Source organism: Kribbella sp. NBC_00662, assembly GCF_041430295.1.
Lineage (GTDB): Bacteria > Actinomycetota > Actinomycetes > Propionibacteriales > Kribbellaceae > Kribbella.
The window spans coordinates 4,656,246-4,670,064 of record NZ_CP109029.1; the positions used below are offsets into that span (position 1 = coordinate 4,656,246).

Genomic DNA, 13,819 nt, shown 5'->3' on the forward strand with positions numbered 1-13,819 from the left:
ACATGCGACGATTCCGGAGGGGCGATGCTTCCGCAACAATCCATCCTGAGACTGGATGCCACGGCGATCGACTACATCATCATCGCCTTGTACTTCGTCTTCGTGCTCGGCATCGGGTACCTGGCCAGACGCGCGGTCTCGAGCAGCCTGGACTTCTTCCTGTCCGGCCGGTCGCTGCCGGCCTGGGTGACCGGGCTGGCGTTCATCTCGGCCAACCTGGGCGCGATCGAGATCATGGGCATGTCGGCGAACGGCGCTCAGTACGGCATCCCGACCGTGCACTACTTCTGGATCGGCGCGGTCCCGGCGATGCTGTTCCTCGGCGTCGTGATGATGCCGTTCTACTACGGCTCGAAGGTCCGCAGCGTGCCGGAGTTCATGCTCCGCCGGTTCGGGAAGCCCGCGCACCTGGTGAACGCGCTCAGCTTCGCCCTGGCGCAGGTGCTGATCGCGGGCGTGAACCTGTTCCTGCTGGCCACGATCGTGAACGTGCTGCTCGGCTGGCCGATCTGGGTGTCGGTGATCGTTGCCGCTGCCATCGTGCTGAGCTACATCACCCTCGGCGGTCTGTCCGCGGCGATCTACAACGAGGTGCTGCAGTTCTTCGTGATCGTCGCCGCGCTGCTGCCGTTGACCCTGGTCGGCCTGCACAAGGTCGGCGGCTGGCAGGGCCTGGTGGACAAGGTCTCCGCGTCGCCGGGCGGTGCGGAGCAGATGTCGGCGTGGCCGGGCAACGCACTGAGCGGCTTCAGCAACAGCTTCCTGTCGGTGATCGGGATCGTGTTCGGCCTCGGCTTCGTGCTCTCGTTCGGGTACTGGACGACGAACTTCACCGAGGTCCAGCGCGCGCTCGCGTCGAAGAACATGTCGGCGGCCCGGCGTACGCCGATCATCGGTTCGTTCCCGAAGATGTTCATCCCGTTCATCGTGATCATCCCCGGCATCATCGCCGCGGTGGTCGTGCCCGAGCTGGCGCAGTACAAGGCGAACGGGACCGGCGAGGTGGACTACAACGACGCGTTGCTGCTGCTGATGCGCGACCTGCTGCCGAACGGCATGCTCGGCCTGGCCATCACCGGTCTGCTGGCCTCGTTCATGGCGGGTATGGCGGCCAACCTGAGCTCGTTCAACACGGTCATGTCGTACGACATCATCGAGCGCTACCTGATCAAGGACCGGCCGGACGAGTTCTACCTGCGGACCGGCCGGATCGTCACCGTGGTCGGCACGCTGGTCGCGATCGGGACGGCCGCGATCGCCTCCGGCTACAGCAACCTGATGGACTACCTGCAGCAGCTGTTCTCGTTCTTCAACGCGCCGCTGTTCGCCACGTTCATCCTCGGTATGTTCTGGAAGCGGATGACCGCGGCGGCCGGCTGGATCGGCCTGGTCTGCGGTACGGCGACCGCGATCCTGGTCTTCATCCTGTCCGAGAACGGCGTCATCAACCTGCCGGGTCAGGGCGCCAGCTTCGTCGGTGCGGGCGCCGCGTTCGTGGTCGACATCATCATCAGCGTGCTGGTCAGTCTGGTGACGACGGCCAAACGCGACACGGAACTGGTCGGCCTGGTGTATTCGCTGACGCCGAAGGAACAGCGCACCGAGGTCGCGGCCGCCGGCGACGGCGGCTGGTACCGCAAGCCGGTCCTGCTGGCCGGGATCTCGCTCGCACTGACCATCGTCCTCAACATCATCTTCGCCTGAGGGAGGGTTCGAGATGGCAGACAAGAAGAAGGCCGGAGCGTTCGACATCCGGGTGATGATCGCGCTGCTGATCGGGATCTACGGCGTGGTGCTGACGATCCTCGGCATCGTCGAGAAGCAGACGGAGATCGACAAGGCCGCCGGGATCAACATCAACCTCTGGGGTGGGATCGGCATGCTGGTGTTCGCCGCCCTGTTCGTGCTCTGGGCCCGGCTGCGGCCGATCGTCGTACCGGTCGAGGAGAAGCAGTAGTCCCGAGCATGTCCGTTTGACGAACATCGGCGTCCGGGCGGGTCCTCCCGTCCGGACGCCGGCGTTCGTAGGCTCGGAGTACCCGATCAGGAGGAACTTCGAGATGACGATCACTTCTGACAGGCCTGACCTGTCGACCGCGGCGCAGCAGTACGCCGAGCAAGGCTTCGTGCTGGTGAAAGGCCTGCTCAGCAAGGAAGAAGCGGCGTACTACCGGCAGCGCAGCCACGACCTGCTGGCCCAGCTGAACCGGTCCGACGACCCCACCTGGGGGGCCGCCCGGGGCATGACCGAGGCGCCGACGAAGCTGCAGCACCTGCACGACGCGCAGTTCTACGACGCGGAGTTCTCGAAGCTCCTGGTGGACCCGCGGTTCACCGACGTGGCCGCTGCGGTGATGGGTGTGGACAACGTGCAGCTGCACCACACCAAGCTGTTCGTGAAGCCGCCGGAGAACGGTTCGCCGTTCCCGCTGCACCAGGACTACCCGTTCTTCCCGCACACGTACCACCGGGTCGGTGCGGCGATCTTCCACTTCGACGACGCACCGGTCGAGAAGGGCTGCGTGCGGGTCATTCCCGGTAGCCACAAGGCCGGTCCGCGCGAGCACGAGGCGGAGGGGTCGTACCACCTGCTCGAACCGGCCTTCGAGGAGGCGACACCGCAGCCGGCCGAGGCGGGCGACGTACTGTTCTTCAGCTACTTCACCGTCCACGGGTCCGGGGTGAACGTCAGCGACGAGGCCCGTACGACGTGGCTGATCCAGTACCGCGACCCGTCGGACCCGCCGGCGGTCAAGACGCACGACTGGTCGCTCGGTCAGGGCATGATGCTGCGAGGAGTCGACCCGACCGGCAGGAGTGCTGTTTGAGTCTGGAGTCCGTCGCTGCGGCGGATCGGTTCGTCGACCTCGCGGGGCTCCTGGAGTCCTGCGAGGTCGATGGCTTCCACGCGGACTTCCTCAGCTGGGGGCACTACCGGCTGGAGTACTGGCGCAACTACTGGCACACCCACTCCTTCCACGAGGTCTGCCTCGCGTACTCCGGCGAGGGCCGCTTCAACTCGGGCTCCACGCAGTACGACGTCGTGCCGGGCTCGCTGTTCCTGGCCCGCCCCGGCGATGTCCATGAAATCGAGTCCTCGCACAGCGCACCCCTGGGGATCGCCTTCTGGGGCTTCACATTCCGCCCCGGTTCGGACGAACGAGGGTGGTGGTCCGGCCTGACCCGTCCTGATGGCCCGGTCATGTCCAGTAGGACAGGTTCGCTGCCGGCAGTTGTTACTGCATTGGCGGGGGAGGCGGCTGCGCCTGTGTCCGGCTACAGCACCGCACTCGGCGCCCTGGGCGCGACTCTGGTTCTGGAGACGGCTCGTGCGTTCGCCCTCGACGAGGACCTCGCTGTGGAGCCGGTCCGGCGTGACCGTGGACCGCTGGTGGTCGAGGCGATGCAACGGCATCTCCGGGACAACCTGTCCCGACCGATCACCGTGCGGGACGTCGCCGCGGCCGCGCACCTCTCCGAGCGTCACGCCGAGCGCCTCTTCACCCAGCAGACCGGTGCGTCGATCATGTCGACCCTGCGCCGCCTCCGCCTCGAGTTGGCCGCCCAGCTCCTCCTCGACCCCACCCTGACCATCACCGACGTGGCCCGCTCCTGCGGCTACTCCGACGTCCGCCCGTTCTCCACGGCCTTCCGTCGCAAGTACGGCCGCACCCCCGGCGACCACCGCCGCGCGGGCGGCACCGAGTTCATCTAGAACGACACCCCGACTCGCAGTGGTATTCTGGTTACATGCGAGTGAGCCTGCTCCTTATGTAGCCGTACTGGCAGTGGTCAGTGCGGCATCCCCTCCTGCGTGAGGGGCTTTTTTATGTCCAGGGGTGCCGTCTGGCACATTAAGGCTCAACAAACACACGAAGTATGGAGTAGGACCGTGAGCGAGCAGGTGGAGGACACTCCGATCGACCGGGGTGGCTACGACTTCAACGCCATGCAGGCCAAGTGGCGTCCGGTGTGGGAGAAGCTGGACCCGTTCAAGGCGAAGGACGACGGCTCGGCCGAGCGGCGCTACGCGCTCACGATGTTCTCCTACCCGTCCGGCGACCTGCACATGGGTCACGCCGAGGTGTTCGCGCTGCACGACGTGCTGGCCCGCTACTGGTTCCAGCAGGGGTACGACGTGCTGAACCCGATCGGCTGGGACTCCTTCGGCCTGCCCGCCGAGAACGCCGCGATCAAGCGCAACGAGCACCCGGCGACGTTCACCTACGCCAACATCGAGACGCAGGCCGAGTCCATCCGGCGATACGCGATCAGCTTCGACTGGTCCCGCCGGCTGCACACGTCCGACCCGGAGTACTACCGCTGGACCCAGTGGCTGTTCCTGCGGCTGTACGAGCGCGGTCTGGCGTACCGCAAGGCGTCGTACGTCAACTGGTGCCCGCACGACCAGACCGTGCTGGCCAACGAGCAGGTGATCCAGGGACGCTGTGAGCGCTGCGGTCACGAGGTCACCAAGCGCGAGCTGACCCAGTGGTACTTCAAGACCACGGAGTACGCGCAGCGGCTGCTGGACGACATGGAGCTGCTGCAGTGGCCGGAAGAGATCCTGCTGATGCAGCGCAACTGGATCGGCCGGTCCGAGGGCGCGTTCGCGAACTTCGAGGTCGAGGGCCGCGACGAGCCGATCAAGGTCTTCACCACCCGACCGGACACGCTGTTCGGCGCGACCTTCATGGTGGTCGCCCCGGACGCGAAGCTGGCCGCCGAGCTGGTCACGCCGGAGCAGCAGGCTGCCTTCGACGAGTACCTGACCAAGGTCAAGGCGACCACCGAGATCGAGCGGCAGAGCACCGAGCGCGAGAAGACCGGCGTCTTCCTGGGCTCGTACGCGATCAACCCGGTGACCGGGCAGCGGATCCCGATCTGGGCCGCCGACTATGTGCTGGCCGACTACGGCACCGGCGCGATCATGGCCGTGCCCGGCCAGGACACCCGGGACTGGGAGTTCGCCGAGAAGTTCGACCTGCCGATCGTCCGCACCGTGCAGCCGCCCGCCGACTTCGACGGCAAGGCGTACACCGGTGAGGGCGCCGCGATCAACAGTGCGAACGACGAGATCAGCCTGGACGGACTGGACATCGCCGACGCGAAGTCCCGGATCATCGACTGGCTGGACAGCAAGGGCCTGGGCGAGCGGACGATCAACTACCGCCTGCGCGACTGGCTGCTGAGCCGCCAGCGGTACTGGGGCTGTCCGATCCCGATCATCCACTGCCCGTCCTGCGGCGAGGTGCCGGTCCCGGACGACGAACTGCCGATGGAGCTGCCGGACCTGCGCGGAGCGGACCTGCAGCCGAAGGGCGTCTCGCCGCTGGCCGCGGACCGCGAGTGGGTCGAGGTCGACTGCCCGAAGTGCGGCGGCAAGGCCGAGCGGGACACGGACACGATGGACACGTTCGTCGACTCGTCCTGGTACTTCCTGCGCTACCTGTCCCCGCAGTACACCGAGGGTGCCTTCGACCAGGCGGCCGCGGACCGGTGGATGTCGGTCTACCAGTACGTCGGTGGCAAGGAGCACGCCGTACTGCACCTGCTGTACGCGCGGTTCTTCGTCAAGGCGCTGCACGACATGGGCCTGCTGACTGCCGTCGAGCCCTTCACCCGGCTGCTGAACCAGGGCCAGGTGATCAACAAGGGCAAGGCGATGAGCAAGTCGCTGGGCAACGGCGTGAACCTGGGCGACCAGATCGACGAGTACGGCGTGGACGCGGTCCGGCTGACCATGGTGTTCGCCGGTCCGCCTGCCGACGACATCGACTGGGCCGACATGTCTCCGGGGGGCTCGCTGAAGTTCCTGCAACGGGCCTGGCGGCTGGCTGCTGCGGTCGAGGCGCCGCTGGGCTCGGACCCCTCGACCGGCGACGTCGAGCTGCGCAAGCTGACCCACCGCACGGTGGCTGACGCGACCGAGCTGATCGACTCGCACCGGTTCAACGTGATGGTGGCCCGGATCATGGAGCTGGTGAACGCGACCCGGAAGGCGATCGACTCCGGTCCGGGCGCGGCTGACCCGGCGGTCCGCGAGGCGGTCGAGACGGTGTCGATCCTGCTGAGCCTGGTCGCGCCGTACACGGCCGAGGACATGTGGGCCGAGCTGGGCCACGAGCCGACCGTCGCGAAGGCGGGCTGGCCGAAGGTCGACCCGGCCCTGCTGGTCCAGGACACGGTCACCTGCGTGGTCCAGGTCGCCGGCAAGGTGAAGGACCGGCTGGAGGTCGCGCCGGACATCTCCGACGCCGACCTGGAGAAGCTGGCGCTGGATTCCGACGCGGTGCAGAAGGCGCTGGACGGCCGCGGTACCCGCAAGGTGATCGTGCGGGCGCCGAAGCTGGTCAACATCGTCCCGGCCTAGCGCGGGTCCTAGGGCTACGCTGCTTGGATGCGCTCTGAGCTGATCGACATCACGACCGGTGGGACCGAGGTCGTGTTCGACCTGACGAGCAGGTGCGAGCAGTTCGTCGCCGCTGAGGCCCACCAGGCCCAGGGCGACGGACTGCTGCATGTGTTCGTGCCGCACGCGACGGCCGGGGTCGCCATCCTCGAGACCGGTGCGGGCAGCGACACGGACCTGCTCGCCGTGCTGGACGAGTTGCTGCCGCGCGACTTCAGTTGGCGGCACCGGCACGGCTCGCCCGGACACGGCCGCGACCACGTGCTGCCGGCGCTGATTCCGCCGTACGCGTCGATTCCGGTGCTCGAAGGCCGGTTGATGCTCGGCACCTGGCAATCGATCTGCCTGGTCGACACCAATGTGGACAATCCCCGGCGACAGGTCCGGCTTTCCTGGCTACCCGGTTAACGGACCACCGGGTAACAATCATTTCCGGGATTTTGGTGACTTATCGTGATGTTGCCGGTCGCGTTACGTTTGCGAAACACGACTCCGCTTGAATTGCAGCATGGCAGCCCTGGACACCCTGCGCGACGTCACCGTTGAGCTCCTGGTCCGCGCAACCCGCGGGCTTTGCGACGGCAGCTTGCTGAATGCCGACGCCGGTCGCGCCGACACCAGCGCGCGCATCGACGACTGGTCCGGAGTACTTTCTCTGTACGCCGCCGAAAATGAGTCCCACTCGGTTCGCGCAACTGCTTGAAACGCGCATTTCTGACCGCGCAGGCATTCCTTTCCAAGCCCGGATTTGTTGCCTTGATCAACAAGTTGGTGTGACCCAGGCCGCATCCCGCACGCCGGTCAGGCCCCGCACAGACACGCACGTCACGCTATGTTGTGCAGAGGGTGTCTGGGGATCCTGCGCCTACTGCGCGGCACTCGGCGGGCACCTCGGCGCACTGGAGGGAAGGGCACGATGCTCCGCATCGAACCCTCCCCTCCAGCACACCGAGGCACTCCGCCGAGCACCTGCTCGCTACGGCGCAGGATCCCCAGACACCCTCTAGGGAACGTGGGGCCTCCAGAGGGGTGACGTGCTGTGTCGGACACGGATGGCCGGGCTGACGGTCGGCGGGGGTTTGCCGATCTGTTGCTCGACCTCAGGGTCCAGGCCGGCCTCTCGCAGGAGGAGCTGGCCGAGCGCGCCGGGCTGAGTGTGCGCTCGATCCGGGAGATCGAGGCCGGACGGGTCGCGCGGCCGCGGAAGGATTCGGTCCGGCTGCTGGCGTCCGCTCTCGGGCTGCAGGACCCTTCGCAGTTCCTGGCCGCGGCCGGGCACGGTACCGGGCGTCGTGTCGTGCAGCCTTCTGTCGTCTCGGTCGCCGATCCGGCGCCGACCGGGCTGCGCTGGCGTGGCACGCGGCCGATCCCGGACGGACTTGTCGGGCGCGAGCAGGAGCTGTTCGAGCTGGAAGGACTGCTGCGGCAGAACCGGCTGGTCACGCTCGTCGGTCCCGGCGGAGTCGGCAAGACCGAGCTCGCGCTGGCCGCGGCCGACCGCTTCTCCGGTGCGGACACCACAGTGGTGGTCGTCGACCTCACCACGGTCCAGCGTGATGCCGCCGTACCGTCAGCCATCCTCGACGCCTTCGGCACAGCCCCGGGTACGTCGGACCTGGACGACGTACTGTCCGGTCGCCGTCCGGGTGATCTGGTCATCGTCGAGGACAACGCCGAGCACGTGCTCGACGGGGTCGCCACGGTCGCCAACCGGATGGTCCGCAGCTTCCCGGGCGTCGGCGTGCTGGTGACGTCGCGGATCCCGCTGGGGCTGCCGGATGAAGTAGTACGCCGGGTGCAGGTGCTCGCCGTACCTGCGAACGACGAGAACTTCGAGGAGATCGCGGCGTCGCCGGCCGTCGAGATGTTCTGCCGTCGGGTCGCCCGGGTGCGGCCGGACTTCGTACTGACGCCTGCCAACGCCCCGACGGTGGCGCGGCTGTGCCGGCGGCTGGATGGTCTGCCGTTGGCGCTAGAGCTCGCGGCGGCGCGGGCGGGGTCCTTGTCGGTGGAGGCGATTCTGGCCGCGCTGGACGACCGGTTCCGGCTGCTGTCGGGGCCGCGGCGGTTCGGTGCGCCTCATCAGCGGACGCTGGCGGACACGATCGCCTGGAGCGTCGACGCGCTGTCCGATGCGGCGAGGCAGTTGCTGTACCGGTGCTCGGTGCTGGGGTCGCCGTTCACGCTCGAGGCGGTGGCCGGGGTGTGTACGGGCGATCCGATCGACGGTCTCGACGTACCGATGCTGCTGGCCGAGCTGGTGGAGAAGTCGCTGCTCCAGCCGGTGCTCGAGTTCGAGCAGCTGTACGGCACGCGGTACAAGCTGCTGGAGACGATCCGGGAGCACGCGTACGCCGGTCTGTCGTCGCAGGGCTCGGACCTGGTCGAGTTCCGGGACCGGGCGGTCACGTGGTGTTCGACGTACGTCGAGGGGCTGGAGGGCGCGTGGTCGTCGCCGGACCGCGACCGGCGGTACCGGGCGGCGCATGCGAACTCGGCGCTGTTCGAGGTGGCGTTGGAGCGTGCGGTAGAGCTGGGGGAGTGGGACGTTGCCGCGCGGATCGTGCTCGGGTTCCGGATCGCTTGGCAGTACCAGGCGAGCGTGGCCGAGAGCGGGATCCGCTGGGCGACGCTGTGCGCAGCTCAGGTGTCCGACAAGGAGATCAGTGGTCGGCTGCTCGCTATCGCGGGACGGCTGTCCAGTCTGACCGGTGACATCCGTGGCGCGCGCCGGCACTACGAGGAGGCGCGCACGCTGATCCCTGGCGAGACGGAGATGGGTCTGGTCGCCCGCGGCGGCTGGGTGTCGTCCGGCTCGCACCTGCTCGATACGCAGAGCCTGGCCGAGATTCCGGCGCTGGTAGACGACGCTCGCAAGCACGGCGACGTGCAGCGCTCTGCGACCGTGCAGGCGACCTGTGGGCTGGCCCTGCTGCGGTGGGGTCGTCTGGTCGAGGCCAAGGAGCTCCTGCTCGCCTGGGAGGCCGCACTGGTCAATCCGGGCGTCTACCCGGACGAGATCGCGTACATGGCCCTCAGCCGGGTCGACCTCGAGCTGGGCAACCTGGCCGAGGCACGTCACTGGGCCGTCCTCGCCCGCGACAGTCAGGCGTCGGACGATCCCGAGCGGACCAAGGTCGCCGGCTGCCTCGCGATGGTCGAGTTCCACGACGGCCGGTACGACGAGGCGCGGGCGCTGCTCGACCAGGCGGACGCCGACATCCGTGGACACCGTGGGTACTTCGACTACCTGGTCATGCTGTACCGGTCCCGGCTGGCGCGTGCCGCCGGCGAGGTCGAGCAGGCGCGGGTGTCGATCCGGGACGCCGTGAATCGGCTCCTGCTCGAGGGACGGGTCGTGTACCTCCTCGAAGTACTGCCGGAGGCTGTGGCGGTGCTGCATGCGCTGGGACGCTCGGACGCGGGAGACGCGTTGTGCGGGCAGTTGCTGGCCTGGCAGCGGTCGATGGACCCGCCGATGCTGCCGACCGCGTGGGCGGTGCTGCAGGAGTCCTGCGAGAGCGCGTCCGCTGCGGACGGTTGGCCCGAGCCGGATCCGGCGGCCGCAGTGCAGCGGCTGGCGAACGACGTACTCACTGCGCTTTCCTGACCTCCCCCTCCCGTCCCTCCTTCTTTCCTTCCTTCCCTTCCGTCTTATGACGCGAATCCGCGGAAGCTGCCGGGTAACTGCCGGTTGATCTGCCTCGTCCTGACATGGCTGCCGGACCAAGAATTACAGCCGTAGGGCAGGTTCCACGAAGCAGAGTCCGACACCGGGCGGCGGCAGCGAAAGAGGTGGTGAACCATGAAGAGGCCATGGGACGCCGCCGGACTGCCGGCGAGCGCGGCGAAGGCGACGCGGAGGGCATCCGGCGGCTGGTTGGTGGGGGCGCCGAGCGGCTGCCGAGAGCTCCGGGGTGCTGTGGAGTGTGGATCTGTCCTGCCTGTACCGGACGCTGTGCACCGTCAGGGCACCGCTTCCGGGGCGGGGTTCCAGCATCGGGTCAGGCACACGACACAGGGGACGAGTGTCACGACCCGGCCGGCACGGGTAACCGACGGGTTTGGTCACCCGTCGGCGGGCCGGCCGCTGGGACCTCCCGGAACCTCGACGAGCTCGCGGTCAAGGCCGGTCCTGCGCGGTACCGGATACGGGGAGTAGCTCGTCGAGGCTCCATCAACTTCAGCTGACAACCAGGGGGAGTCAGCAGGACAAGCCGGGCTGATGACGCACGTGGGGACGCCACCAGCCCGGCCGAGGTCCCAAGCGAGGTGAAGGCTCCAGGAGGGGTGGCCTTCACCTCGCTAATCTTTGAGCACCGCCGCCTTGTCGAAGGCGTAGCCGACCATCCAGTGCGGTTGGAGGCGGCAGTAGACGATGTCGTCACCCCAGCTCGACGGTGAACTGCCGTAGTGGTTGGTGAGGTGCTCCTCGATCTCGGCGAAGTCCGGGTGCTCCGGCGTCAGGAACTCGACGTTCCCGTGGCTGAACACCCCGATCCGCTCACCGTCGACGTACGACAGGCTCGCCGCCGGCCGCTTCTTCAGCTGCCGCGCCTTCGCCGCCGACCCCGAGGTCGTGAACACCCATCGCGCGTGCAGGAAGTGCCCGTCCACCGCACTGATCCGCGGCTCACCTCGCGCCGTCACGGTGGCGAGGTTCAGCGTGCACATCCCGGTCAGAACCCGCACCAGCTCCTCGGCATCCAGCCGGCGCTGATCCTTGATGATGTTCCGCAGATGCTGGGTCGACCGCGCATACGCCGCGTCCAGCAACCCCTGCATCTCGGTGACCTCCGCCGCTGTCTCCTTCATAATCCGGAGTCTGACACTGCGCTCGGACATTAACCGTCCGGTAACCTCGCTCCATGGCAGCCCGCGTGCAGGTCGTCACCGACTCCACGGCCGGTCTGTCCACGCACGAGCTGCTCCGCCACCCGCTGACCGTCGTACCGCTCCAGGTCGTGATCGGCGGCACGTCGTACGACGACGGCGCCACGTCGGCCGACGCGGTCGCGGAGGCGCTCAAGACCTTCACGCCCGTCTCGACCAGCCGCCCCGCGCCGCAGACGTTTGCCGACACGTACGCCGCCTGCGCCGCCGACGGTGCCGATGCAGTCGTGTCGATCCACCTGTCCGGTGACATGTCCGGCACGTTCGAAGCCGCGATGATCGGGGCCAAGGAGTCGCCGATCCCGGTCCGGGTGGTCGACTCCCGCTCGCTGGGCATGGGCCTCGGCTTCCCGGTCCTGGCCGCGGCCGCCGCAGCCGCCGCCGGGGAGGACGCCGCCGCCGTCGAGGCCGCGGCACGAGCCACGATGAAGTCCACCTCGGCGTACTTCTACGTCGACACCCTCGAGTACCTCCGCCGCGGCGGCCGCATCGGCGCCGCCCAGGCCCTCTTCGGTACGGCGCTCGCCGTCAAACCGCTCCTCACGATCAACGGCGGCCGCATCGTCCCCCTCGAAAAGGTCCGAACCTCCAGCCGAGCCATCGCCCGCCTCGCCGACATCGCCGTCCAACGCGCCGGCGACGCCCCCGTCCAGCTGGCCGTCCACCACCTCTCCAGCCTGGAAAAGGCCCAATCCCTGGCCGACGACCTCTCCAACCGCCTCCCCAAAGCCGAAGAGATCGTCCTCCGCGAAGTAGGCGCCGTCATCGGCGCCCACGTAGGCCCCGGCCTCCTAGCAGTCGTCATAAGCCCCCGCTAGCCAACACCGGTTCTCCACAGCCTCGAAGTCGTCGTCCCAGAACCGCCACGAACTCGTACTTTCTCTGGCTGTGAAGGCCTTCCGCCGTACCCCACCCCCCGACCCCACCACCCGAGCCCGAGCCCTAGCCCGCCTCGCCGCCCGACCCCCCACCCACACCCGACCCCCAACCACAGACCTCCCACCCACGGACCTCCCACCCACCCAACCCACCCACGCAGCCGACCGCGACACCGCCCACCCCGCCCCCGCCGTCACCAGCGGCGCCAACCAACCGACGCACAGCCCGAGCCACGACCACGACCACCCGGCGTACGGCGTTGACAACAGCGGCGCCCACCTCGCACCCGCCCGAGGCGTCGACCGCTCTACGCACGCCGCCACCAGCGACCAGGACCAACCGTCGTCCGGCGTCGACCGCGACGACGAGCCCGCGCCCGCAGTCACCCGAGCTGCCGACCGGTCCGCGTACGACGTGTCCCGCACCAGAGAAGAACCGGCGTACTGCGTGGGCCGCGTCGGCGACCAACCGGGGTACGGCGTGTCCCGCGGCGGCGATCAACTGGCGTACGGCGTGACCCGCGGCAGCCACCAGCCTGCGCATGGAGCAGGCCGAGGTGCCGACCAACGGGCGCATGGCAGTGGCCGCGGCGGCGACCTGCCGAAGCACGCAGTTGGCGGCGACCAGTCGACGCACGCAGTTGAACGAGGCGTCGGGCTACCTACGCACGTCGACAGCGGTGCCGGCGGAGCCCCTCACAACTCAACCGACCCCCGTCGCGACCACCCTCGCGACGACTACCTGGAGGAGCGTGATGACGAGGTGCGAGGTGGATGGATTCCAGAACAGGTCCGGCCCGAACGACTCAGAGACGCTCGCTGGACCCTCACCCCACGGCACGTCCTCGTCCTACTCGCCGTACTGGTCGTCGGCTTGTCCTGGGCCGCCTGGACCTTCCTCCGAGCCCGCCCCGAAACCCTCCCGAACACCCAACCCGCCATCGCCGCCACCGGCTCACCCGTCGCCCAGCCATCCTCCGGCCAAACCCAACCCGGCCAGCCACAACCCAACACCGGCCAACCGCACCCCGGCGCGAATCAGTCGCCCGGCACCAACCCGTCATCCGACCCCAACCAACCGCCCGACCCCAACCATCCCCCCGGCACCAACCAATCCCCAGGCACGAACCAATCCCCAGGCACCAACCAGTCGCCCGGCGCCGCAGGCTCGCCCGGCCAACCCCTGCTCGTCGTGTACGTCGCCGGCAAGGTCCGCCGTCCCGGCCTCGTCCGAGCGCCAATGGGCTCCCGCGTGGCCGACGTACTCGCCCTAGCCGGCGGCCCACTCCCCGGCGTGGACCTCACCACCCTCAACCTCGCCCGCCAGATCACCGACGGCGAGCAGATCAACGTCGGCCTGCCAAACCAACCCGCACCCACCAACCCACCCGGCGCAACCACGCCATCCACGCCGACTACCGCATCCACAGACCCCGTCAACCTCAACACCGCCACCCTCGCCCAACTGGACGCGCTCCCCGGCGTAGGCCCCGTCCTGGCCCAGCGAATCCTCGACTTCCGCACCCAGAACGGCCCCTTCACCACCATCGACCAACTCCAGGAGGTCCCTGGCGTAGGCCCCAAGAAGTTCGACTCCCTCAAACCCCATGTCCGCCTCTGACCCCACGAGCACCCC

12 protein-coding genes are annotated in these 13,819 nt (G+C 68.3%); 10 read left to right on the forward strand and 2 right to left on the reverse strand.

Annotated features, from left to right (window positions below):
• Nucleotides 1-24 precede the first annotated feature (24 nt).
• The 8 genes from OHA10_RS23440 (at nt 25) to OHA10_RS23475 (ending at nt 10,022) form a co-directional block, all read left to right on the forward strand.
• Nucleotides 25-1,704, forward strand: coding sequence for a sodium:solute symporter family protein (locus OHA10_RS23440; protein WP_371400907.1), 1,680 nt, complete (start codon nt 25-27; stop codon nt 1,702-1,704).
• Between the two features lie 13 nt (nt 1,705-1,717).
• Nucleotides 1,718-1,957 carry a hypothetical protein gene (locus tag OHA10_RS23445; protein ID WP_371400908.1) on the forward strand — a complete coding sequence of 80 codons (240 nt, stop codon included), beginning with the start codon at nt 1,718-1,720 and terminating at the stop codon, nt 1,955-1,957.
• A gap of 103 nt (nt 1,958-2,060) precedes the next feature.
• On the forward strand, nt 2,061-2,828 hold the full coding sequence (locus OHA10_RS23450; RefSeq protein WP_371400909.1) for a phytanoyl-CoA dioxygenase family protein: 768 nt from the start codon (nt 2,061-2,063) through the stop codon (nt 2,826-2,828).
• Nucleotides 2,825-3,715: a helix-turn-helix domain-containing protein gene (locus OHA10_RS23455; RefSeq protein WP_371400910.1), complete on the forward strand. Its 891-nt coding sequence runs from the start codon at nt 2,825-2,827 to the stop codon at nt 3,713-3,715. Before OHA10_RS23450 ends, OHA10_RS23455 begins: the two co-directional genes overlap by 4 nt.
• Nucleotides 3,716-3,892: 177 nt before the next feature.
• A complete protein-coding gene (leuS, locus tag OHA10_RS23460; protein ID WP_371400911.1) occupies nt 3,893-6,373 on the forward strand; it encodes a leucine--tRNA ligase in 2,481 nt (826 codons plus the stop codon).
• A gap of 27 nt (nt 6,374-6,400) precedes the next feature.
• Nucleotides 6,401-6,820, forward strand: coding sequence for a YjbQ family protein (locus OHA10_RS23465; RefSeq protein ID WP_371400912.1), 420 nt, complete (start codon nt 6,401-6,403; stop codon nt 6,818-6,820).
• Nucleotides 6,821-6,920: 100 nt separating this feature from the next.
• Nucleotides 6,921-7,115 carry a hypothetical protein gene (locus OHA10_RS23470; protein ID WP_371400913.1) on the forward strand — a complete coding sequence of 65 codons (195 nt, stop codon included), beginning with the start codon at nt 6,921-6,923 and terminating at the stop codon, nt 7,113-7,115.
• Between the two features lie 336 nt (nt 7,116-7,451).
• Nucleotides 7,452-10,022: a helix-turn-helix domain-containing protein gene (locus tag OHA10_RS23475; RefSeq protein WP_371400914.1), complete on the forward strand. Its 2,571-nt coding sequence runs from the start codon at nt 7,452-7,454 to the stop codon at nt 10,020-10,022.
• 695 nt (nt 10,023-10,717) lie between these two features.
• On the opposite strand, the gene OHA10_RS23480 is transcribed toward OHA10_RS23475, so the two are convergent.
• The gene (locus OHA10_RS23480; RefSeq protein WP_371400915.1) at nt 10,718-11,227 is read right to left on the reverse strand and encodes a pyridoxamine 5'-phosphate oxidase family protein; all 510 of its coding nucleotides are present in this window, start codon (nt 11,225-11,227) and stop codon (nt 10,718-10,720) included.
• Between the two features lie 53 nt (nt 11,228-11,280).
• On the opposite strand from OHA10_RS23480, the gene OHA10_RS23485 reads away from it, so the two are divergent.
• Nucleotides 11,281-12,123 carry a DegV family protein gene (locus tag OHA10_RS23485; protein WP_371400916.1) on the forward strand — a complete coding sequence of 281 codons (843 nt, stop codon included), beginning with the start codon at nt 11,281-11,283 and terminating at the stop codon, nt 12,121-12,123.
• A 124-nt stretch (nt 12,124-12,247) separates the two neighbouring features.
• On the opposite strand, the gene OHA10_RS23490 is transcribed toward OHA10_RS23485, so the two are convergent.
• Nucleotides 12,248-12,820, reverse strand: coding sequence for a hypothetical protein (locus OHA10_RS23490; RefSeq protein WP_371400917.1), 573 nt, complete (start codon nt 12,818-12,820; stop codon nt 12,248-12,250).
• 126 nt (nt 12,821-12,946) lie between these two features.
• Here OHA10_RS23490 and OHA10_RS23495 point away from each other — a divergent pair, with 126 nt between their 5' ends.
• The gene (locus OHA10_RS23495; protein WP_371400918.1) at nt 12,947-13,804 is read left to right on the forward strand and encodes a helix-hairpin-helix domain-containing protein; all 858 of its coding nucleotides are present in this window, start codon (nt 12,947-12,949) and stop codon (nt 13,802-13,804) included.
• The last annotated feature ends 15 nt before the right edge of the window (nt 13,805-13,819 follow it).

Coding starts and splice junctions, on each gene's coding strand:
- OHA10_RS23440 (WP_371400907.1), top strand. CDS start 25: ATGCTTCCGCAACAATCCATCCTGAGACTGGATGCCACGGCGATCGAC.
- OHA10_RS23445 (WP_371400908.1), top strand. CDS start 1,718: ATGGCAGACAAGAAGAAGGCCGGAGCGTTCGACATCCGGGTGATGATC.
- OHA10_RS23450 (WP_371400909.1), top strand. CDS start 2,061: ATGACGATCACTTCTGACAGGCCTGACCTGTCGACCGCGGCGCAGCAG.
- OHA10_RS23465 (WP_371400912.1), top strand. CDS start 6,401: ATGCGCTCTGAGCTGATCGACATCACGACCGGTGGGACCGAGGTCGTG.
- OHA10_RS23470 (WP_371400913.1), top strand. CDS start 6,921: ATGGCAGCCCTGGACACCCTGCGCGACGTCACCGTTGAGCTCCTGGTC.
- OHA10_RS23480 (WP_371400915.1), bottom strand. CDS start 11,227: ATGAAGGAGACAGCGGCGGAGGTCACCGAGATGCAGGGGTTGCTGGAC.
- OHA10_RS23485 (WP_371400916.1), top strand. CDS start 11,281: ATGGCAGCCCGCGTGCAGGTCGTCACCGACTCCACGGCCGGTCTGTCC.